Genomic DNA, 23473 nt, shown 5'->3' with positions numbered 1-23473 from the left:
GATGTGGGAGATCGTCGGGCTCAAGTCCAATAATCTCCAGAATTGGTCGCATCACCTCCAGCCGGTCGATGGTCATCTTGTAGGTCTCATCGAGGAAAATCCGTAGCCCGTGGAGGGAAATCATCGCGTACTCTGCGAAGCTGCCGCCGCCTTCCGGGGCGGCAGCTTCATCGGGATTGTCGCAATAACTTTTTGCCAGCGACACCATCTCCTCGGTGAAGCGGGTGGTGATGTTCATCCAAACTACCACTCACCCGCTTCAACTCCTTTGATTTACCGACCTACACCGACGCTGTCTAGTGATTCAATAGAGCCGAGAAATCCAAATCGTCCAGGCTCCTGGGTTCGAGACCGGGGGCTTCTCGATCGACGACCTGTGCTCCGGCATCAATGTCGTTCATGGACCGAACGCGGCAGGAAAAACGACGCTCGCTGAGTCGCTCGAATGGCTTTGCTGGCCCGAGACCGCCGACGAACGTGCGTCCCTCGTGGGGCAGCTCTCACTGAATGGTGAAGCCTGGCGGGTCGAAGTCGACAATGGGCGCACGAGCTACCAACGTGACGGCCAGGAGGCGAACGGTCCGAGCCTCCCTCCGGCCGATCAACGCGACCGCTACCGTCTCTCCCTCCACGATCTCCTCCAGCGAGACAACAACAACGAATCGTTCGCCGAGATAATCGAGCGAGAATCAGCTGGTGGCTACGATCTCTCCGCAGCATACGACGAGCTCGGATATTCAGATTCCCCGAGTCGGGCCAACAGGAACGTCGTCCAGAACGCCAAGGGAGCGATTCAGGAGTTGCGTGAGGCGCGGAACGACGTATCCGAACTGCGCCAAGAGCAAAACGAGCTCTCCCGGTTACGTAGTGAACTGGAGGCAGCCCGTCGAGCACAGGAACGCTCCGAACTGCTCGAGCAGGCGATCGACTACGCACAGGCGAGAAACGAGCTGAAGCAGGCTGAATCGAGACTCGACGAGTTCCCCGATATCTTAGATCAGGTCGACGGGGACGAAATCGAGCGTGTTCGATCCCTCGAAGATGACATCGACGAATGGACCGACAAAAAAGACCAGGCCGAGAAAACGAAAACGGACGCTCAGGAACGGCTCGATGAGGCTGACCTTCCTGAAGAGGGCCTTCCGACAGGCCGTATCGACCATCTGAAAGAGCTTCGCGATGACTTCGATTCTGCGGAGGACCGGAAACGCGATCTCAAGGGAGAGTTGGCTGACGCAAAACGGCAGCGAGAAACTGCCCGAGAGGACATTCCTCTAGATGTCGATACCGAGGACCTCGTTGGCTTGGAACCCGTCACGTGGAAGACCGTCTCGAAGTTCGCACGAGAGGCCGAGGAACTCCAGTCCGAGCGTGAAACCCGGGAGGCCGTCCAGCGACTACTGGAGGATGGGGAACATCCTGAGCCAGATCTACCCACGCTTCAACGTGCGAGTCAGTCGCTGGAGGAGTGGCTGGCTGCGTCCGTTTCTACGGAGTCGAACGACGGTTCAGAGGCATTCCGTATCGCCACGTTCTCGGCCATTTCCCTCGCCTCGACGGCCGTCGCGCTGGGGCTCCTGGTGCATCCACTGCTGTTCTCAATCCTGGTCATCGCCGCTGGCATCTTCTGGTATGGGCTGCGCGCCCGCTCACAGGCTGCAGACGGAGGGAATTCACGAGAACCGCACCGTGAGTCGTTCGAGAAAACTGGTCTGAAGCCGCCAGAGACGTGGTCCGAGGATGCGGTTCGGTCCCGTCTGATTGGACTGTACGACGCAATCGCAGAGCACAAACTAGCCGAGCGACGGTCCGAATGGCGCGATAGCCTGGCGACGGATTCGGGCACGCTCGAACAGAAGGAGCAGGATCTGGAGGAAACACGTGCCAAACTTCAAGACCAGCTGGGCGCCGCGCCAGATGCGTCCGATGTCGAACTCGCCGTGATCTCCAAGCGAGTACTCGACTGGCAGGAAGCCCACGATGAGGTTGAAGGGAGTCAAGAGAGCATCGAAACCGTCGACGAGCAGATCGAAACCGCCCGTGAAGACCTCCAAGCGAAACTCGACCCCTACGGCTACGACGACGTCCAGAGTTCCGGCGAGGCGACCGAGGCAATCCGGAACCTCGAGAACCGCGAACAGAAACGCGAAACCGCACAGCGGGACCTCGACCAAGCTACCGGGACGATTCAGGAAGCGACCGAGAAGATAGATGCGCTGGAGGACGAACGCGACGAAATCTTTGCGGATCTGGAGCTCAACTCCGACGACCACGATCGGTTGGAGGAATTCTGTGAGCAGATTGAAGCATACGACTCGGCTGCGGAGGCTGTACGAGAGGCCGAAATCAGGGCGAACACGGAGGCCGAAGAACTCGAAAGCTACCCAGAATTCGAACCGGACCTCAAGGAGCAGGAGATTGCTGACCTCAGAGAGGACCTTCGTGAGGCGGAACGAACTGCCGAAGATTTCGACGACCTGCAGTCACGGATTGCCGATATCAAGGCGGAGATCAGGCAAGCGAAGTCCGACGACCAAGTTGAAACGGCGCTCGCAGAGCGTGACCGGGCGCTCGATGACCTGCAAGACCAACTCGAGGACGACTGTGCTGCGATGGTCGGCGACATCCTGGTGGATCACGTTCAGGAGGCGACCATGGAGACCAGTCGCCCGGACGTCTTTGAGCGTGCTCGTGAAATCTTGGCGACGATCACTCGTGGCCGGTATCGGTTGGACTTCGACGAGAATGAAGCCGAGTTCCGTGCGTTCGATGAATCGAAACAGAAGGGACTCGCGCTCGACGAGCTTTCGAGCGGTACTCGGGTGCAGGTTCTGCTCGCCGTTCGGATCGCCTTCGTCGAACAGCAGGAACAGGGCGTCCGGATCCCACTTTTCCTCGACGAGACCCTCGCCAATACCGACGACCGCAGGGCGAAGACCATTATCGAGTCGACGATCGAACTGGCCCGAAACGGTCGGCAGATCTTCTATTTTACTGCACAGGGCGACGAAGTAGCGAAGTGGACTGCTGCACTGGAGAGCACGAATGGCGTCAACCACGAAATCATCGACCTTGCAACGGTCCGCGATGCCGACGACTCCGTCTATATCCCTGATCTGGAATCTATCGAATCATTCACTCCGAAGCCCCCCAGTCTCGACGGGCATGACCACGCCACGTATGGTGACGAACTCAAGGTGGACTCGTTCAATCCGCACCGTGGCGCGGGGACGGCGCACCTGTGGTACCTGGTCGACGATGTCGAAACTCTCCATCAACTCCTGGAGCTCGGGATCGAGCACTGGGGGCAGTTGAATAACCTCCTTCAGTGGGGTAACGGAGACCTCTCCTCCGTTGATTCCGACAAGATAACGATAGTGAAGGAAAATGCTGCGGCGCTGAACGAGTTCGTCGACGCTTGGAACGTTGGTCGTGGCGAGCCCGTTGATCGAGAGGTTCTCGAAGCCTCTGGCGCCGTGAGCAGCAACTTCATCGACGAGGTTAGTGACCTTGCTGAGTCAGTCAATGGCGATGGCAGAAAGGTCGTTGAGGGCTTGCACAACGAAATAAGCGGGTTCTACAGCAGTAAGGCGAATAAGCTGGAGACGTATCTTGAAGAAAACGGGTACATCGAACCTCGTGAGACATTGGGTTATGGCCAGATTCGTGTCCGTGTCATCGAGCGCTACGTCGACGAAGGCGTCTCTCGCGACGAGGCCAAAGATAGGACCGATGAACTGCTAGCACGCCTGGGTGAAACCTGAGTCTCTCGGACTGTTGGACCCTCATAACCTATCAGAATTGGTGTGCTACATAATCCGCTCGTAACATCAGAACTTCAGCTGAGGTAGTTGTTGATGGACTCTTCACTCAAGACGGGAACTCGCTTCGCCATCAGCGGGTTCAACTCACGCTTTAACGCTCAAACGATTCAAATTGCTCCCAGATCTCTTCACTGATCTGCTTCCTCACCGATTCAATCTCATCAGGTGACCACTCAACGGCCCATGCGTCATCGAGCGTCGTGAACATGAGTGAAACCCGGACGCTACGGCCAGTCTCCTGTTGGTTCAACGCAATCGCATAGGCTTTCATCTGATTCTCGTAATACTCCGCGTCAGCTTCCAGTTCCTCAGGTGTGACATCACCTGTCTTGTAGTCGATAATATGGTACGCGTCAGGCGTGATGATCAGGTGGTCTATGAACCCCGATATCTCCCCGCGCTCGAATTCCGCAGTAACATACAGCTCGTCGTACTGGTGCTCGACATCGACGTCCGTGGTTTGCTCGTCAACGTAGTCTATCCCGCGCTGGGCATGGGTACTCACGCGGTTCTGGAGTTCGGGTGAGAGTGAGACCGTAGCCCCCTCGTCAACAAGCGTTTGTTCCATCAGATGTGGCCAGTGAGTTTCCGGCGGCCGCAGTTCGCAGAGTCGATGCACCATCTCGCCGAATACGCTCGCGTCGACGCCGTCCGTTTCGACACCTGCTTCCTCTGTTGAGCGGCCGTCCGATTCGGCTTCTCCGGTTGTTGGGTCCTCTTCACCGTGTCGACTCTCCGGACTCGTCTCGCTATCGTCGGTCTCTTCGACGTAGATGGTCCCCGTGTCTTCGTCGAACTGGAGTTCGCCATACTCCCCGTAGAGTGACGCAAGGTCAGTCGCCGAAAACCGAAAGCTGACATCTGGCTTGGGCGGCCGCGGCGACAGTTCAACGTCGGGGTCGATATCGGGCTCAGGTTGCACCTGTTCGGCTGGCGGTGTCGGGAGCGACACGGTGTACGCGCCGTCACCGTACGTACGCCGGGTATGGGTATCGGAATCGAGGGCAGTGCACACGTCCTCGGTGAGGAGTTCTGGTTGCACCCAGTCGCGCCAACTTGAAGCTGACTCAGGGTCCGGCTCCTCGATATCCGTCATCGTTGGTTCCTCGGTCTCTCCAGCTGACTCGTGGAGGCCGCTCAGGAGTAGATGGTCTCGTGCCCGTGTGCAGGCCACGTAGAGCACGCGTTTCTCTTCGGCGCGTTCTTCGGCGCGCCGGCGCTCACGAATCGTGTCACGGGCGATCGTATCCACCATCTCGAACGGATCGTCCGGGCTTGGTGCCTTCATCCCGACTGCGTACTGGCCACCAATCTGTTCGAACTCGACCTTCCCGCCGCCCAGGGCCGCTTCATCCTTGAACTCGCGACCGATCCCCGGGACGACGACGAATGGGAATTCCATTCCCTTGGCGTCGTGGATCGTTAGGATCTGGACGCCCTCGCCGGTTGTGTCAGCTTCGCTCTCCCGGCCGCCGAGCTCAATGCGGCGTTCGATCCGACTCACAAGTGTCGTAAGACTCCGAACGTCATCGTCGCTCCATCCGCGGAGCTGTTCGCGGAACTTCTCCACGTTCGCCATCGCCTGCTGTGGGCGTTCGTCGGCGCTGACACTCACCAAGTAACCTGTATCCTCGAGGATCCGCGTCAGATACGCGGCCCACGACCCGTCGAATCCAGCGGGTTCCTCGTCGCCAAGCCCAGCTAAGTGACGCCACTCTTGGAGATACTCGTAGGCATCTTGGAGTTCCTGATGCTCACTCGTCGCGAGTGCGTCCCACATAGAGTCGTCATGGAGTTTCAACTGAGCGAGCGTGTCGTCGGTGAGCCCGAAGAGCGGCGACCGAAGCGCTGCGTAGAGTGCGCGTTCGTCACTTGGATCGGCGAGCGCCCGGAAGAGGTTCAACAGCGCGGTGATTTCCGTCGATTCGTAGAAGCCGATCCCAGACGCGACCGAATAGGGCACATCCGCCTCTTCTAACGCTCGTTCGTACTTTTTGAGGTGGGTTCGGCTACGGATGAGGATAGCAATATCGCTCGGTTCGATATCCCGTGGCTCCGGTGGTTCGTCACTCTCCTCTGTCCCCTCTCGGTCATTCAGTCCGCTTTCGGTAGTGGGTTCACTCTCGCTACTATCGTCATCCGTTTCGTCCTCCCCGGGGTAGACCTGAAGTGGTTCAGCCAGTATCTGGGAGAGACGGGCGGCGAGCGCCATCGCCTCCAATTCTGTGTCGTGTTCCGGCTCGGCTGTCGCGAAGTCCGCGTAATGATCGCAGTGGTGCTCTCGGAGATCGGCATCGTTCGGCACCGTGAGGTACTCCAGAGTACCGAGATCCGCTGGATCGTCGCGATCGGCGGTCAGGGATTGGGGGGCCGCTTCGTAGGGCTCACCGTCTTCGTCGAAGATGGCCTCGAAGAGCTCGTTGATCGACTCCAGCACCGTGGGGAGCGTTCGGAAGTTCGTCGAGAGTTGGTCATCGTCCTCGCTCTCTGTATCCGTGTTTCGAGCGTCTTGGGACACCTGCTCGAGAGTGGTGGCCGTTTCGCGGAACTGCGTGACGTCAGCGTTCCGGAAGCGATAGATGCTCTGTTTGACGTCGCCGACGACGAACACGTTCTGGGCATCGAACGTTTCCCCGTCGCTGGCCGTCAGGAGCTTGATGAGGTCCCACTGGCGTGGGTCAGTATCCTGGAACTCGTCGACCATCACGTACTCGAACTGGTCCCGTAACTCTTCGCGAATGTCGGCGTTCCCCGGTGCTTGGAGAAAGTCAACGGTGTAGGAAATCTGGTCGGTGAAGTCGACAGCGTTCTGCCGATCTTTCCGTTCCTCGTACTCGGCAGCCGCGATTTGGGTCAGCTCTGCGAGCGCTTGGACGAACGGGAAGCTGTTCGATTCGATCTCTAGATCCACGTTGACGGCGTACTCCTCGGGCTGGAGCGTCTCGACCAGTGTCTCGAACGCGCTGTCAAACTCTGCCTTTCGGGGATGGTCTCCCCACCGCGTGTTGGCCCCCGTATAGCCTGCGTAGCGTTCCCCATCACCTTTGGTGAGATGCATACTGAGTTCCGCAATCGTCGACTGTTTGGATCGGGATGGGACCCCATCATCGAATCCGGGTTCGAGTCGATCCACGACCCCCTCCGCACGCTGCCAGGTCTGTCCACCGGTCTCGATATCTGGTGGGGTTTCAACGAACTCTCGCAGGGTAGCCGCGGCCGCGACGAAGTCGGGGTGGGCCAGCCGCTCGGCGGCTTCATCCGGATCGATCGGATGCAAGACCGACTCGACGAAGGAGATGTATTCCTCCTCTGTGGCGTCCGCCCACCGGTCCGCCCACTCAAGACTCTCCGGTCGCTCGCCCAGCAGATCGGTCAGGACGTCTTGGAGCTGGCTCCGTGAGAACCGCCGAGCCAGCGTTTGCGTTGCCTCGTGGTTCTCGTATTCTTCGAGGACGGCACCAACCGTATCGTGAATCAGTGCGGTCGTCTCGTTTTCGTCTAGCGTATCGAAGCCAGGATCCACGGCGTCAATCGTCAGCGCGTGTTCGCGCAGGAGGCGAGCACAGAACCCGTGGAGCGTGTGGATGTACCCTTGCTCGAGTTCATCCGCAACCGTACGCCAGGCATCGAATTCCTCGACATCGAGAGACTCAATGCGGTCCGTGATTTCCGTTCTGACGCTCTCCTCGAGATCGTTTGCTGCCCGTTCGGTGAACGTCGTCGTAAGGATGTGCTCAGGTAGCAGCTGGGCCTCACCAGTCCCGCCGTCGGTTTGTTCCGCGAGCGACTGTTCGATCATCTCCAGGTATCGGGCGGTCAGCGTGGTGGTCTTGCCCGTTCCTGCCCCGGCTGTGAGGGTTACATTCCGGTCAAGGGCATCGACAGCCCGTTGCTGCTCATCGGTCAGGTCCTCATAGGAGACCATCGTTACTCCACCCCCACGACGTCTTCGAGATCGTGACCTCTGGCTTTCAGCGGCACGTATGCTGACTCACCTGTGTCGTCGATTGCTTCGATAACCTCCTTCCGCTGGTGCGAGCGGACGTCACAGACGTGTGCGTAGTCACAGTATCGACATCCGGCGTCCGATGGATCGAGGACTGTCGGATGGAAGCGACCCTCTGTGATTCCCGAGGCGAGTTCTCCGAGGCGTTGTGGGGTTGTCTCCTCAATGAACCGTCGGAACGCCTCGTGTGTCTCGAAGTATGGGTAGGAGTGACGGAGTAGCGGCGTATCGACGCCGTCACTCCCGTGATAGACTGCCATCTCCTGTGAGGTGAGGAGTCCGCTGCGAGAATTGACTGAACTCGGAGGCGAGACCTGGTAGTACGCGCCACCGACTACTTCGACATCGTCGAGTGCCTCTTCGGCCATCAACGCGTACAGCTGCAGTTGGAATTTCAGCCCGCTCAGCGCCTCACTTTCGCTGGGGATTGAGCTTCCAGTTTTGTAATCCCGAACAACAACCTGTGTTGGGTCTGTTCCAGGGACCGTCTCGACGCGGTCGATGAGTCCATGAATGGGGACCGAGCCGTGTGGTGTCTCAATCTCTGCGGGGTCGTCGCTGAGTGGCGTGCCTGCGTCGTAGGGATTACCGATCCGGCCTTCGAACCACGTCGGTCGAGCAGTCGTCTTTGCGGGCTCGTCCGCCTCGTGGTCGAGGAAGCGATAGAATAGCCCTCGCGCAACAGGACGACCGTCCTGCGTCTCATGTGGTCCATAGTATGGATTGGTGTCCGGAGTTCCGAGTCCCGCGAGTACGGAGGTCAGCCATTCTTCTTGGAACGCTGTCTGGGCGCGGTCGTCGAATGCTTCGTCAAGCCGGCTGAGGGCAATGTCGAGGAGCTGTTGTTGTCGCGTTTCGAAGTCGCCACCTGGGTGAACTGGATCGCTGCCCCCTGACTGTAACGACAGGTAGTAGTGTTCGAGCACGTCGTGGATGTACGAGCCGCGGTCGCTCGCGTCGGGTTCCCGGGTTAAGCGATCCGGTGCTTCGATGCCGAGAACACGGCGCATGTAATACTTGAACCCACACGCAGCATATGTCTCCAACCGACTCGGACTGTACGGCTCGCGGTCGAGCGTATCGTGAATCTGGGAGACGGTCTCTTCTGTGAGCTGGCCATCGTAGGGCGTCAGTTCGGGACCTGCTCGTGCCGCGGCACAAACAATACCAGCCTGAACACGGGCCTGTTGGGTGGTGCTAAACGAACCAGCTTCGACTGCTTCAGTGAGTAGGTCGTGGACTCGTGCTTCGGATGTCTCGGGAAGCACGTCGCCGACTGCCCGCTGCACGTCTTCTTGGCAGCCTGGCTCGCTGTCAGCTGGCTCAATCGTCACCTCCGAGAGATCGACAAGCCGCCGAAATTCGGTCAGGATATCTGCTTCGACGTGCGGTTCACCACTAACACTCTGCTGGGGGATGGAGAGATGAACTGATGCTGTACTCCCGAGGAGTACGCTCAAGTGATACCGTGCCTCTGCAGAGACATCTGTCTGCTCGAAGTCGGGATGAGACTCGTAGATGGGTCGTGTGAAAGCGGTTCGCTCCGGATCTGAGGGGAAATGTGTCGTCGTCACCCCGAGAACGTATACCTGTTCAAACTCCCGAAGGGTGGCTTCGGCGAGACTACAGACAACGACGCTCTCCTCGGGTGGCCGTGTGTTCTGCTGGATCGAGACGCCATGGAGCGCGCGCTCAAGCCGATCAACGCTATCACCGATTTCGGGGCCCGCCAACGGTGTTGTAAGGGCGAGGGTCTCAAGGATCCGGTCGAGACGGTCACGAGCACGCAGTTCACGGTCCCGAAGTGGAGATGAGAGTTCTTGTTCACCTTCTAGTGCGGCTGAGACGCCGAGACGCTCAAGGAGGGCATCGAGTTGGCCGGGGAGTTCCTCGAGTGATACCTCTGACAGAGCGGCTGCATCCCGAGTCAGGGAGGTAACCGTTGCCGCGAGACTGTCGTCAACGTGTTCGAGAGTCGATTCAAGCCGATTTGTCTCTGCCCTAGCTGCCACCCGGGCGAGTTTGTGGTAATCGAGGTTCTCTCCCGTTTGCGTAATGGTGACTAGTGGGTTCGTGAGGAGATCGAGGAGTGTGTCGATGCTACGAGGTTCCTGTGCGAGTTGGCAGACTGTCTGGACGACATCGCCGAGGGCTGTTTCGGAAAGAGGAATCTCGGTTTGTAGATTGAACGGGAGTTCGTACATCTCGAAAGCTTCCCGTACTTGGTCAGCGTATTGAACCGGACTCGTGAGGACGACACCGATATCGTCGGCCGACGTTCCTGTCGCGATGCGACTCCGGATATCTCGGGCGACGGTTCGGATCTCGTCGGGAACAGTTTCCGGTTCGGTGAGCGTCAGATCCAGCGCTCCCCCGTTGATGTCGCTGGTTGACGGCGACTGGCGGGGATGCCGATAGAGACTGCGAGTGATGCGCCGTCGCGCTTCGAGAGTTGACGAGGCAGGCTCATCGTGGTGCTGTCGAACGAAGTCCAGGTCGGAATACGTCTCTAGCGCTTGTTTGGCGCCTCTATCAACACCAGGGGCCGAGTCTTCGTCTATCTGCTTGGGGAGGAGAGCGATCGCCGGCCAGGTGTCGACGATTCGTTCGAGGAAGTCTACTTCTAGAACGTCGAATCGCGTGAACCCACTGAGAACAACGGCCTCGACTGAGGGGAATACGTCTGTGAGCGATGTTTCTGCCGTCGTGGCGTGGTGCATTCGCTCGGTACGGTATGTTTCCGGGAGTTCATCAGCAAGGAGTGTCTGTCGGGCAGATTCGATCTCTTCCGCCAGTTCGGCGACGTAGTCCGCGCGGTCGCCCACACCCTCCTGTTCGAGACGCTGCCGCATTGCGTCCGGTGAGAGCAGTCCAGCGAACTCCAGTTCGGTGAAAAGCGTCTCGGCTTCTTGGACGAGCCCTGCTCTGGGAAACTGGTCGCCGGTGTTGAGTGGATTCGTAGATGATGAGATCCCTTCAACACCAAGCTCGACGAGTCGGAAGAGGAGCGGTCGGTCAACGTGAGTTACCCGGCCCTTGTACTGATCCTGTTCATAGCACTGTGAAGCAAGATCATCCAACGTGTCGACACGGAGTCCTGCTGAGGGGCCAAACTCCATCCAGCGATCTTTCGTTGCGTCTTCAGGGTGTTCCGGCTGACCAACGTAGAGAATACTTTCTGGCTGTGTTCCCACGCTCTCACTAAGAATATCGAACGCCTGTGATTCAAGCTCAGGTAAATCAGACCCAGTAAGTAACAGCCGGCGAGACATACTCCATCCGTTACCCGAGCGAGGCATTAATGTTCGGGAGTAACTGGAAACGACTACAATACTGAAAATCTGCGATAGGCAGGAATCAGATATCCACTCGTAACGACTATTACGGCAAGATCATCTCCAGACGTAATCCACGCCGGAAGCTCGATCTATCTCCGAGCCTGTTAACCAACATTGCGCTTGAATCCCTCTCACTGTTGGTTAATCGGCTCAATCTCTCGCGATCATCCCTACCGGTCTTTGATCTCTACCCACGACCGTGATCCGGTGATACTGGAATCCCGTCTGCAGATCGGAGAGACTGTAGCGGTTACCGAGCGAATACACGCCTCATCAACGTCATTGACAGCTTTGACACCCAAGCCTTCCAGCAACCAAACTAATCGGATTCTCCGCTGAGAGTTGCGTGTTGCAGTTCTCACAGTGGACTTCGTCGGTTACACCCGCACCGATAGCATACGGAGCACGCATCACGGCGGTTCGACCGTTGTCGGCTACAGTGAATTCGATTTCCCCGCGCTCATACGTCACAAGCGTGAACGCAGTGGGCTTAGTGTTCACCTCAATCGAGTGCCGACGATAGATTTCCTGTCGCTTCTGAGCGTACCCCTGTTCCTTCTCCTGCAGAAGCTCCTCCAACTCCGCTTCGAGATCTTCTTTTTCGGCTTTGAGCTCTTGGCGTTTCTCAAGTGCCTCTACACGTTGTTGCTGTGAGTCTGCACCGTCGACATCCGACGATAACTTCTGGAGACGGTTCGAGAGAGAATCTATCTCGGTTCGGTGGTCGTTAATTCGCTGCTCCTGAAGCTGCCGGTACTCTTCAAACTCTGAATCAGCAGCACGAGATGCTGACTGGCGAATCTCGTCGATCTCCTCTTGGACCCCTCCCACAGCAGCTTCCTGTCCGGCAACGATTGCGTCTGCTATCTTCTCGGGAGCATCGGTCACGTCGCTCTGGTCACTCCCTACAGTTACCTCGTCACGCCAACCGGATTTTGGGCTGAAAAACTCCTCAACAAGTATCTCTGTTACACCGGGGAGTTGGTCCTTCGATTCAACGTCGATCGTCACTGCTTCCAAGAACTGGGTCTGGTACTCGCTGACGGTCTCGACGTCAATGCGTACGAACACGCAGATGGCTGTCCGGTCATAGTACGGACTGAATGCTGCATCTTCGACTTCTACATCACTTTCTACAATCCATGGCGGATCCCGATAGTCGCCGTCAGTCATCGAGTCCGTCAGGGCGAGTTGCCCGACAGTAGCCATCGCTGCCGCCTCATCGAGTAGCTGTTGTGTGAATTCGCTCTCCGGCGTGAGTACGTAAACAGAGTCCTCTGTCTCGTCTCGACGTTCACCATCCAGGGCAATCTCGAACTCGTGACGGTCGCTAAAATCGACATCCACGTGGCTGGGTAATCGTACCTCCCACCAGCTTCCGTTCTCACGGATTGCTGCACCGAGATCGTTTAGATACTCCCGGGTGAATGCTTCCAGCGCGGATTGCGTCACCGCGTGAGTCACATCAGTCATCGTCCGCCCCCAGATCGAAACTCTCGAAGACGCCGCTGTTGAATTCTTCCACCTTCTGTGAGAGGTTCTGTTGCTCCTCAAGGTCGATCGCCATTGAGTCGAAGTCGTTCTCGAGCTCAACCTCAGAGTCGGCATTGGTGAGCCGTTCGAAAATCTCGTCTTCGAAGCTCTTTCCGGAGTCCTCGAGCCGGGTAAGAATCGTGCTCAGTTCTCCGACCGTCTGTTGGAAGAGATCGATCTTGTGGTAGAGACGTTCCAGTACGTATTCCTCGATAGTGCCTTTCAGGCCCATGTTGAAGACGTAGACCTTGCGCTTCTGGCCGATCCGGTGAATCCGTCCGATCCGTTGCTCGACCTTCATCGGGTTCCACGGCAGATCGTAGTTTACCATAATATTGCAGAACTGGAGGTTGCGACCCTCGTTCATCGCGTCCGTAGATACGAGGACACCACCTTCCTCTCGGAACTGATCCACGATGTCCTCCTTTTCTTGGCTTGAGTGGCCTCCGTGGAACGCGTGAGTGGTATACCCCCGATCGTCTAATGCTTGCAGGACCTGGCGCTGGGTCGCCCGGAACTGCGTGAACACGATAACGCGCCCCATATCGACGGTCTCACGGACTTCCTCGACGATATCGAACAGCCGCTCCTGTTTTGTGACCGTGTCAATCGCGTCGATCTTGTCGAGGATCGTTTCGAGTTCGTCTCGGTGCGTTAGCTCGTTCTGTTCCTCGAGCTGTTTGAGGATCGTTTGTTCCAGCGCTGCCGGGCTGCTGACAACCTCTTTCTGGAGCAGCATCAGCACCAGCTTCTGGCCGCTGTCCTGGCTGTACGCGCTTCGCACGTACTCCGTTACCGCCTCGTAGAGCTCTTTCTCCGCTGCGCTCGGCTCGAAGGTCCGCGTGTCGATAATACGGTCCGTGAAGTCGATGTCCGTTTCCTCACGGCGATTTCGGATCATCACCTGCCCCAACCGTCGCTGTAGCTCGTCCCGGTTCACGAGCGTCTCCTGGCCATTGTCGACGAAGTAGTGATGGAACGTGTCCCGACTGCCGAACAAGCCGGGCCGCAGCAAGGAGACGATGTTGTAGAGGTCGGTAAGCTCGTTCTGGATGGGCGTGGCTGTGAGGAAAAACGCGTAATCGTAGGTGAGCTCGTCGATGAGGTCGTAGCGATCGGTCTCCTCGTTTTTCACGTAGTGAGCCTCGTCCATAACGAGGACGTCCCAGTCACGAGCGAGTACGGTCGCGCGGTGTCGGTCGCTCTTGGCGGTATCGATGCTGGCGATGATGTAGTTGTGGGCATCGAATCCCTGGAACTCATCATCGTAGTTGCAGACGAACTCGAGCCCAAACTTCTCGAGGAGTTCCCCTTGCCACTGTTTGGCCAGCTGGGCCGGGGTGAGGATCAGCACCGAGTCGTCGGTCTCGCGATAGTGCATCTCCTTCAGGATCATACCGACCTCGATCGTCTTTCCGAGGCCGACCTCGTCAGCGAGGAGTGCCTTCCCGTCCATCTCAAAGAGGGCCCTGTGGGCAGCGTCGACCTGATGTTCGAGGAGTTTGACCTCCTCCTCGTCGACGCGGGAGAGTGAACGAAGTTCTGTGTCGGGCTGTCCTGCAAGAAGACGATTCGCGACGACGGTCTGCCGGTGGAAGGGAAAATCTGCAATTCCTGAGGAATAGGAGTCTACAAGATTCTCCGGGTCATCGTGCGTGACCTCGATGTCGACGAGATTTTGTTCTTCCATGCGCGGCAAGCTAAGTCTGGGATGGATATTTGGAGCACATACTTAATTTACTTCTCTTGTCCAATTGACTGACTATTTGAGGAGTCAATATGCTCCTTTACATCGGCTAACTCGTCCCGAAACGAGTGATATCGGCTAAGAAGCTCACGATACGAATTGGCCCCGGTTATCGTTCCTTTTCCAGTCCGAAATAGCATGACTGTCGGCTCATCGTCTTTCTTATATATCAGCCCCGGAAACTGTTCTGGCTCATATTCTACGCTCTCCAGCCCAAAGCCAAGAGAAATAACCGATAAGTCCAGTTCTTCATCGAGCTCAAACTTCCCTACGATATTTTGCACGAGTATTTCACTTGCCTCTTTATTTATTTGAACCCCGAGGCTTTCGAGCTTCTTTAGAAATACATCTGCTCCTTCTAATAGATCCTGTGGACTCTTTGCGCCCACAATGGCTAACTTTCCACTTCTCGGAGTGAGAATACTGATATTATGTTCCGGGGGTCGGAATATCAGGCTTGAGTATGTCTCCGGGTGGTATGAGGTATGTTCTAAATCGTCTGCTAACTCTTCTAGATCCAATTCGCGTTCTAAACGAAGAGATCCAACAATGTTTACTACTTCAATACCTGCCTGATTTAGCTGTTGGAGAGGAACTCCATTTTCTATTTCCGTAATTCGGACATTCGTCATAGATATATCCAGAGCTCAGGAGCAGCGCCCTCGGCAACGTTATTCATCGGTGAGGTCATAAATATGATTGCGACTTCGTGCATATTCAAACACCCTGAAATTCAGCCAGTACGTAGAGAGGGTGCGAAATATGGGGAAATCGTATTCAGTGTCACATTCCTGCCCCCGCCGAGTTCCAATACCTCGATCAGCTATTCGTGAACTCCGCCAGCGAAGTATCGACACCAATCATTCGTAGATACGTTTCGTCGCCGGTTGCTTCAGCCAGCCCCTCGCAGAGGTCGGTGAGTTCATCGCTATCCCACCGTTCGAGATATTCACTGGTTGATTTGCCCTGTTCGTATCGGTAGCGTAAGAAGTGAGCTTTATCTAGATTAGTGAGATCATCATTACCTTCCTGAACCTTATTTTGAACGTATGCCTGACGCTTTTCATTATCCCAAGTACCTAAGATGAGATCGTTACCGTCCATTGAGTACAAGTGCATATCTCTGAGTTCATCTGGGATCGCATTGGTCCCTCGACAGAGTTTATTCAGATCGTTATAAGTGGGATTTCGCTCACTAAGAAGATCCAGGAAAACGTCGACCTCTCCGAGATCAGTCTCCCCCTGAATAATGCCATAGATTTCGTCGACAACTTCTTTTGCAGACATGATCTCTCGCTCCTTTCGAACTTCACCGTGGTGTTTCGAATATTCCGAGAAGCATTCTCCCATCTCTACGACACCGATATCGCCTTCAGATAGATCTCGCTCTGTCTCGAGCTGCTCCCGCGTAATTTGGGCTGTACGTGCGATATTGCGCCTAAGCGTGTTCCAACTGATCGGTTCTCGATCTGTTGCAGGTCGTGCTACAACGATGATGTCAAATGAGACTGCTTCGCCCTTTGTGAGCTTCTGAAGATCAGCTGTGACTGGATATGTTGCGGTAACCACGAACCCGGAATCGCAGAGTGCTTCGAGCAGTTCGCCCCACGACTCGGAATCGCTGTGATGATAAGTGAATGTCAGAACTCCATCTTCCTTTAGTGCCGAATGAACGACATCAAAGGCTTCCCGCAGCTCTGTTTCGAACTCTTGAGCCCCTTTGTCTTGAGCGGGATTGGCAACGATCTCGGATCTTGGGGTCATATCCGGGCCGAAACAGTCGTATTCGTCTTCCAGCAGTATCTTCTGCCACACGTAAAAGAAGTCTGATAGCTCCGAGTATAGGACGTTGTCATAATATGGGGGATCAGTAATTACCGCGTCATACTCATTCTCTTCATTGATGTTCCGCAAGTCGTCACAGATTACGGTCGTGTCTTCGCCGAGGGATTTGTCAAATCCAGGTGTTTCGATGGTTTCGCCGTCTTCGATATATCGATCAGTCGGTGAGTGCGCATATTCGACTGCTCTTTTTATTAATTCGAACTTGCGGTAGAACGGTCCAGTCCCGTGTTTTAGGCCCCATACGTTGTTTTCTAGTGGTCTCTGAGGTGGATCGAATGAATTTGATTTGAATATATTTGTTGCTCCATTATGGACATAATTATAACCAACCATCATATTGTTCCGGTTGAGACAACCTGTCAAAGCCAAGAGAAGATATTCTTTGATATTTTGTTCCTCAATTCCATCTATTTCTTTCAGTATTTTGCTTAGCGAGAGAAGCTGCCGTTCATTATACATATCTGACCACATTTCATATCCGAATTTTTTGATATCATGTGCTCCCGGTGCTGAGCCTTCAAACTTCGTAGAGGAAGTATACCACCCGTCCGGAATTTCCGTATCGGGAATATATCTGTGCAGATCCTCTCGAGTTTGCCATTCTTTTTCAGCTTCATGAAAGAGAGATTTATCTTCACTGCTGGCAGATTTATACCCTTTTATTTTTGCTTTTTCAATATTCGACTTACTATCACAGGTAGAGCAGTAATATTCAATTGCATATAGACGTTGTCTGACACCATCCTGCTCATGAATTGCATCTCTAATGCCGTATTTTTGACCACAATCCGGACAGGTGTAGTTCCCACCTCGAGTTACGTTTCCATCTTTGGGGACGAATTCGTAATTACAGTGATTACATTCACACTCATTTTGCCAATCATCGACGAGTGTGACTCGGTTACACTCTGGACAGTAGACATTGTACTTCCCTTTGTTCTCGTACCGGCCCCTCCCCACTCGGTAATCCTCAAAAAGCGAGACGGTTTCATCGCAGGAGACGCAATCGATCTCTTTCACCCAAAAATAATACATAACGTCGGTCTCGTGGTCACCGTTCGGACACGACGTTTTGTAGTACTGCTTGATTTCGCTCTCGACAGAATCTTTGATTTCCTGAAATGCGTCTTCGAGTACTTCAGGATCGGTCTTGTGGGCCTCCATCTCCTTTTTACTAATAAACCACGCTACTGGGTTGATGTCGTAGCCAGTAGACTCAACCCCAAACCGGGAGGCTTCACCGAGTGATGTCCCACCACCCATGAACGGGTCAAGAACCTTCTTATCACTTACTCGAACGTCCTTGGAGTAGAGGTCCCATATGGCCTCAGGATTCGAGAGATCGATCTCTCTGATGGATTCCCGAATGTCGTCACTTTCAGTGAACATGTCGAGGTTTCCGTTCGCACCAGGATCCCGAACATCGAACTCCGTCTCTTCATCTAACAACGTATACAGACAGATAGCGCGGAAAACTGACCCTGCTCGGCGGGCCCACCACTTATGCATACAATAGATGGGGCGATAATATTCCCGTGCACCCCCGGTCGTTTCTTTAGATGCGATCTCGTTCACTCGCTCAATAGGAAATCCCCGCTCAATCGGAAGCTCCGTCCGCTCACTCGAGTCTGGCCCTTGCTGTTCCTGAGACATCGTAGATATGTACCCGAAAACAAGAGAGCCACATAAAGCTACTCGAACGCACGCATTCCGAAGTGATAGAACCTCATCAGCGACGTATTCCGCTTCGCGTATTGCTAATCCTCGCTACGATAGCCGAAGATACGTCCAAAGTGGAACTTGGATGATCGGCTTCGAGCCGTCCGTATTCACGGTGACCCCACCATCCAGCGCTGACCGTGCATTTGTAAGCACAATCCCGAATGCTGGTTCGGCGTCGAACGCAGCTTTCTCGTCATCACTGAGCTCACCTCCGTACCCGTCTTGCTCTACGTATGCTCGCCTCTGCTCGGTGAAGGTGTCCGTCACCGGACTATACATCTGCTCATCGACTCGGTCTCGTTCGCTCTCGTAGGCATTGCTCTCGAGGAACTCCTGTAATGCATCGAAATCAGGTGTGTCTTGACTCATCTGGAGTTCGTCCAGAGCCCGGTTGTGAGACCACAGTATCGGAATGGGAGTACCGCGAACTTTGGGCACGAAGTCGACTGCACCCTTTGATCCCGCCCAGAACTTGACTACTCCACGCTTCGGATCGTGGGGATGGTTGAGGGTGCTGGACAGCCGGACCGTGTGATCGAACGCGACCGCCTTGGCCAGCGCCTCGTCCAAGCCGGGCTCACGCCGGAGGACGTCATTGAGATCGTTCCGACAGAACGCGTTCGTGATTCCCGGATCCCGCAGGTAAAATCGGAGCTTCCGTGGTCGCTGATTGTCGTATTCCTGTGCTGCCGATAGCAAGTGGAGTCGTGAGAGGGCGCTGAGATACTTATCTCGGAGAGTCCGGCGGTCGACATCGAGCACCTCGGTCAGCTCGTCGAAGCGCACGTCCCCGGTCGGGTGTTCGTGAGCAGCGAGGCCACAAAACCGCTCCAAGCCGAGCGCGTCCTTTACCCCTCCAAGGCTCGTCGCTGCATGGAGGAGATCGTCTCTGAAGTCGTCGAGTAGCTCCCGTTGGTGAGCTTCGAGGTCGACATCGTCCCGTCCACGGAGCACGTCGACAAATCGCTCCTCGTCAATCGAGACGCCGTCACCGGCGATTCTGAGCGTCAGCATCCCCCCGCTCGTACAGTAATTCGCGATCTCCCGGCGGACCGTCGACGGGTCAGCAATTGCGTCGCTATTTTGGGCTTCGACCTCGGCTACGAATCGGTTAGCGTCTCCCGCCTCGACAGCCTCCAGTAACGCCTTTCGAATCGCGCCCTCATCGAACCGCTCGGCCGCTGGTGCGAGTTCGATGTCACGGTATCGCATCTTGAGGAAATCGGCGAAGTCCATGGGATACAGCTCACGCGTCTCGCCGCGGATCCCTTCATTCACTTCTGCAAGGTCGGTCTCCTCGAATCGCTCCCGTACGACACCTCTCGAAAGCGCCGTGAACACGATCCGGCGGTCATCGTGTTCGGCGATCAAGTCTGTAAGGAGGCGCTCCCAGCGACCGACATCTTGATTCCCGCGTTTGTTTGGGCGCTCAACCGTATGGAGATCATCTAACAGGATGTAGTGCGGGGATGACTGGGAGTGCCCCAGGACGTGCGTCTCGAAGTGATCCACGGCTGCCCGGAGTTGGGCTTCCGGCTGAAGTTGGAAGACCGGATCATCGCGAAGGGGGATATACAGCACGCTCGATGGGGATACGAGGTGCTCTTGAGCCTGTTCACGCCTGTCTGCATCTCGAACGAACTTCTCTACGAAATCCGGGTCAATATGCGCAGAGGCCAGTTGCTCGAGGAGGGCGGTTTTTCCCGCCCCGTCAGGGCCGGTTATGGGAATCAACCGCCGTTGGTGCTGATGCAGCTCGTCGTATATTTGGTAGAAGATGTCCTGGAGCGATGAATAGTCGCCAGTCAGACTCGCCTCTTGACCGCGCTCCCACCACGGATTGTATTCCTCAAGCCGCTGAATGAGGGTGTGCCCAGAAGAGAATGACTCCGAGTCGAATGCCATGGAATCTGTCTCAATTCCACAATTAATCTACATAGGTATGTTTCTTTGTATCCCCCTAGCTCACGTTCTTCCATCTATACACGTTGTTTTATGGTAGCCCCCCGATATTTCCCAATTAATGAGTAGCGGGACGCCGAAATTCGAGGACTACGACCGCGAGGAGGCAGAGGAATTCAGAGGGTTCATCGTAAATTCGAGCGCGTCTGCGACTGACTTTATAAACCGCACCTCTAGCCCAGACGCATTACGATATCTCGTCGAAGACGCGGAAATCGACAGGCGCGTCTCTGGAAATCGTGACGAGGTTCGACAGGCCCTTCTAACCTCAAATGTCACCCCGTTCGAGGTCAAACAGACCGTCGCCCAACGGAATTACAATCTGGGCGAGACACTCGTCCCGGAGACAGTCAAGAAAAACGCCCTCACCGCTATCGAAGTCGGGAAGCCAATCGTTCTCTACGGTCCGACCGGCACCGGAAAGACCTATTTCGCAAAGCAGCTCGCACTGGAGGCGTGCATCGACTACTCCATCCACACCGCGACGCCAACATGGACTCCTGCGGACATTACCGGCAGTATCCAGCCGGAGACGAAAGACGGCGAGATTGAGTATCATCGGCGAGCAGGCTGCGTCTCACAGGGCATCCAGAAAGCAAACGAGTATCAGGACAATTGGGGCGTCATTATCGACGAAATCACCCGGGCAGACATCTCCCAGGTATTCGGGCCACTGTACACCGCTATCGAGGACGAAGATCAGGTTATCTTCCGCAATGACGACGGGGATCCGCTCACGCTCAACGACAACGTCAAGATCATCTGTACGATGAATATGTCGGACCGGACAGTGAACGAACTCGACAATGCGATCACTCGTCGCTTCGCGATGATAGAACTCAGCCGCTACGGTGACGAGGAGCGGGCCTCCCTGTTCGACCGCTGGATCGGAGAACTCGGCTCCGATGTGGATATTGACCGCGACAAGCTTCAGGAACTCTTCGAGAGCCACCATCAGGGGATCAACGAGGGAACAACTACCAGCGGTGAGGACGGAATTATGGAGTTCGGGCCGATGCACTACGAGGACGTCACCCAGTTCCTCAAGCACGCCTGTGGAGACGGCGGTCAGTACAGAGGTGAGGAAGATGTCGCAGTCGGGCAGGCCTTCGCCACGTACATTGCGCCTCGCATCCTGAACACGGCGGCACTGCCCCAGATCAATCGCCTCGCGAGTCACTACGAGACGCTCGACAATCAGTTCGAAGCGTTCGACCTTAGCCCCGCTATGGACCTCGCGAACCAGCAGGCGGAGGCTGAGGAACGCGAGATGGGCGTCAGCGCCTATGAGTAACGCTGTCCGCTACGACTACGGTACCTCCCTCTGCTCCGTCCAGGAGAATCGAAAGCTCATCATCGAGGACTGCGATCCGGATACGATCAATAACGAACTTCGGGCGGCGAACTTCGTTCGCGAGGGGAGCAAATTTGTCAAGAAGCGCCCCCGACTACGGACTCGATCCGGACGAAATTCCGAGTCGGATGCGCTACAAGTCCTTTCAGTACGTCTCGTGGATGACACACTCCACGTCGAGCCCTCAGACGTCGTCGGAATTGTGAGGCTCGTCCCGGGGATGAGCGTCCAGGTCGAACCCAAGGTCGACTGGGAGCACGTCATTCAGATGCTCCTTACGGTCTACGACATCGACAGGACGCAGTCTCATTACGGAGTACCGCTCGACGAGCTGGTGTCAAGCGGCGTTGAATCCGCTCGCATTATCGCCATCCTGGCGATCAACTACGTTCATGGTGTCCGAACGATCCGCCGTGAGGGATTCATTCGGGATCTCAATATTCGTCGCCGGGACGGGTTCGAAGGACTAGGTTCAATCGACGTCGAGCAGACGCTGATGAATCACGCAACGGGGAATCCGGCTCCGACCTGGATCGAAACACAGGTCGAGTACGCTAACCCTGTGAATTCGGCAGTTCATATGGCTGGAAAGCTGCTCCTCAGGCTGCTCCAGCAGGATCAGAACGGCCATCAGCACCCTCGTCAGGATGTGCTCCTCTCCATGGTTCATCAGGAGGTTGAACGAATGGAGGAGCTGGGTATCCAGAGTAGTCAGAAGGAAATCGGGGGATATCGTCGCCTCTCCCTCCGGGATCTCCCTCGACAACGTCATTACTACCGTCGAGCGTTCCACACTAGTCAATCGATTCTTTCGTCGACGTTGCTCGGCCAGGCTGGGGGTGGCCCGGAGGAACTCCTCGTCGACTATGCGCTGAGCATGAATAAATTGTTCCAGGATTACTCCAATCGGGTCCTTAACCGAAAAGTGGAATCCCTACGCCAGATTGACTACCTGGATCAGCTATCGGAGGTCAAATGCAAGCCTGAGCCGCCGATTTATCCCTTCGCTGGGAACTCTGAAGCTCGCCACCAACCTGATCACCTCCTCACAGACGGAGACCAAACGCTCGCCGTGCTAGACTCCAAGTACTATCAAGCGGGCAAGAATCCAGCTAACGAGTCTGCATCCCGGTCGAGGATGTTCGCGTACGCCTATCTCACGGAGACTGACCGGATGGCTTTCCTCTGCCCGCAGTATCGCAATGTTCGACTTCCCGTACAACACACTGGGGCAGAAATAGAGGTCGTCTCACCTGACGGAGACTTCACTTGCGAGGACTACGAGGAGGTCATCCGAAAGTACATCTTGGAGACGCTCGCGATTACGTATCCTGAACTCCACGTTTTCGAGGCGACTGCCGATGCACACCTCAGCCTTAGTGGTGTCTCAGAGGACGCCCTCTCGGAGGTTCACGATACGAACGGCCCCTTCAGCATCAGCAATCCCGCTACGTTCGCTGACCGGGTCATCGCGGCGATTGCATTCGCGTCCTACGGACCAAACAAACCGGAACTAGAAAATCAGGGGCAGTGGACGAAGTCCCGAATCAAAGAGGCGTGCACAAAGAGCGATGAGGAAGACCATCCAAAATACCCGCAACACGAGACGACGTGTATCCCGATATACGATCCTGACGGGAACGACGACCACGGGACTGTGACCCTACACTTCCTCAGATCGGACCAAGAGGGCACCTCGGTAAGCACAGAAGGCCCATTCCCCCTGATGTGAATCGATGACGGGTGCTACACGCGAAACGGCGCAACGAGCCATCCGGAATCCCGTTTCTTGATTTGCCGACCAAAAATTGGCTCCAAGGAGTGGAACTCATCATCGATCTCTACGTCGAACGAGTCACCGGCACCTTGGATATCACCGTCGACGACGAACTGAATCGCTGGTAACGGGCGCTGGCTGTTGAGATAATCCATCTCTTGCCGCATCGCAGAAACCAGCTGATCGCGGAGGTCCTCATCTTCGGTAAGGACTTCTTCGAGACCTGCTACGCAGATCTCGTCGGGGAGATCTCGGTTCTTGAGCTTCGTCACGAACTCCTCGACAGGAACTCGATACTCGGCGGACTCTCGCTCACCACTCACGATGATGTTGTACATGCCCGCCACTGCGTCGATATCACTCAT

General features: G+C 55.8%; 11 protein-coding genes and 1 pseudogene. 3 read left to right on the top strand and 9 right to left on the bottom strand.

Features of this window, described 5'->3' with window-relative positions; genetic code table 11:
- Positions 1 to 238: pseudogene (locus BMX17_RS20640) on the bottom strand (IS5 family transposase); the annotation flags it as partial.
- An 82-nt stretch (positions 239 to 320) separates the two neighbouring features.
- On the opposite strand from BMX17_RS20640, the gene BMX17_RS20635 reads away from it, so the two are divergent.
- Positions 321 to 3764, top strand: coding sequence for an AAA family ATPase (locus tag BMX17_RS20635; RefSeq protein WP_092663671.1), 3444 nt, complete (start codon positions 321 to 323; stop codon positions 3762 to 3764).
- A 151-nt stretch (positions 3765 to 3915) separates the two neighbouring features.
- Here the strand turns inward: BMX17_RS20635 and BMX17_RS20630 are convergent, their stop codons facing one another.
- The 7 genes from BMX17_RS20630 to BMX17_RS20600 form a co-directional block, all read right to left on the bottom strand.
- Positions 3916 to 7749, bottom strand: a complete 3834-nt coding sequence (locus tag BMX17_RS20630; RefSeq protein WP_092663669.1) for a UvrD-helicase domain-containing protein — start codon at positions 7747 to 7749, stop codon at positions 3916 to 3918.
- 2 nt (positions 7750 to 7751) lie between these two features.
- Entirely contained in the window at positions 7752 to 11102 is a 3351-nt protein-coding gene (locus BMX17_RS20625; RefSeq protein WP_170845501.1) for a PD-(D/E)XK nuclease family protein, read from the bottom strand.
- A 345-nt stretch (positions 11103 to 11447) separates the two neighbouring features.
- Positions 11448 to 12641, bottom strand: a complete 1194-nt coding sequence (locus tag BMX17_RS20620) for a hypothetical protein (protein ID WP_092663665.1) — start codon at positions 12639 to 12641, stop codon at positions 11448 to 11450.
- Positions 12634 to 14391, bottom strand: coding sequence for a DEAD/DEAH box helicase (locus tag BMX17_RS20615; RefSeq protein ID WP_092663663.1), 1758 nt, complete (start codon positions 14389 to 14391; stop codon positions 12634 to 12636). Before BMX17_RS20615 ends, BMX17_RS20620 begins: the two co-directional genes overlap by 8 nt.
- 47 nt (positions 14392 to 14438) lie before the next feature.
- Positions 14439 to 15080 (bottom strand): TATA-box-binding protein, encoded by a 642-nt coding sequence (locus tag BMX17_RS20610; RefSeq protein ID WP_092663661.1) that lies wholly within the window; start codon positions 15078 to 15080, stop codon positions 14439 to 14441.
- Between the two features lie 187 nt (positions 15081 to 15267).
- Entirely contained in the window at positions 15268 to 17946 is a 2679-nt protein-coding gene (locus BMX17_RS20605; protein ID WP_092663659.1) for a DUF1156 domain-containing protein, read from the bottom strand.
- Between the two features lie 114 nt (positions 17947 to 18060).
- A complete protein-coding gene (locus BMX17_RS20600; protein WP_092663657.1) occupies positions 18061 to 19920 on the bottom strand; it encodes a DUF4143 domain-containing protein in 1860 nt (619 codons plus the stop codon).
- A gap of 118 nt (positions 19921 to 20038) precedes the next feature.
- On the opposite strand from BMX17_RS20600, the gene BMX17_RS20595 reads away from it, so the two are divergent.
- Both BMX17_RS20595 and BMX17_RS20590 read left to right on the top strand, forming a co-directional pair.
- Positions 20039 to 21271 (top strand): AAA family ATPase, encoded by a 1233-nt coding sequence (locus tag BMX17_RS20595; protein WP_092663655.1) that lies wholly within the window; start codon positions 20039 to 20041, stop codon positions 21269 to 21271.
- Complete coding sequence (locus BMX17_RS20590) at positions 21264 to 23063, top strand: hypothetical protein (RefSeq protein WP_092663653.1); 1800 nt, start codon at positions 21264 to 21266, stop codon at positions 23061 to 23063. The genes BMX17_RS20595 and BMX17_RS20590 overlap by 8 nt, the downstream gene beginning before the upstream one ends.
- Before the next feature lie 14 nt (positions 23064 to 23077).
- Here BMX17_RS20590 and BMX17_RS20585 read toward each other — a convergent pair whose 3' ends face one another.
- Positions 23078 to 23473 carry a DUF8076 family protein gene (locus BMX17_RS20585; protein WP_092663651.1) on the bottom strand — a complete coding sequence of 132 codons (396 nt, stop codon included), beginning with the start codon at positions 23471 to 23473 and terminating at the stop codon, positions 23078 to 23080.

This window comes from Halorientalis persicus, from assembly GCF_900110215.1.
GTDB lineage: Archaea > Halobacteriota > Halobacteria > Halobacteriales > Haloarculaceae > Halorientalis > Halorientalis persica.
The sequence above is the reverse complement of the archived record's forward strand: the minus strand, read 5'-3'. Positions and strand labels throughout refer to the sequence as shown.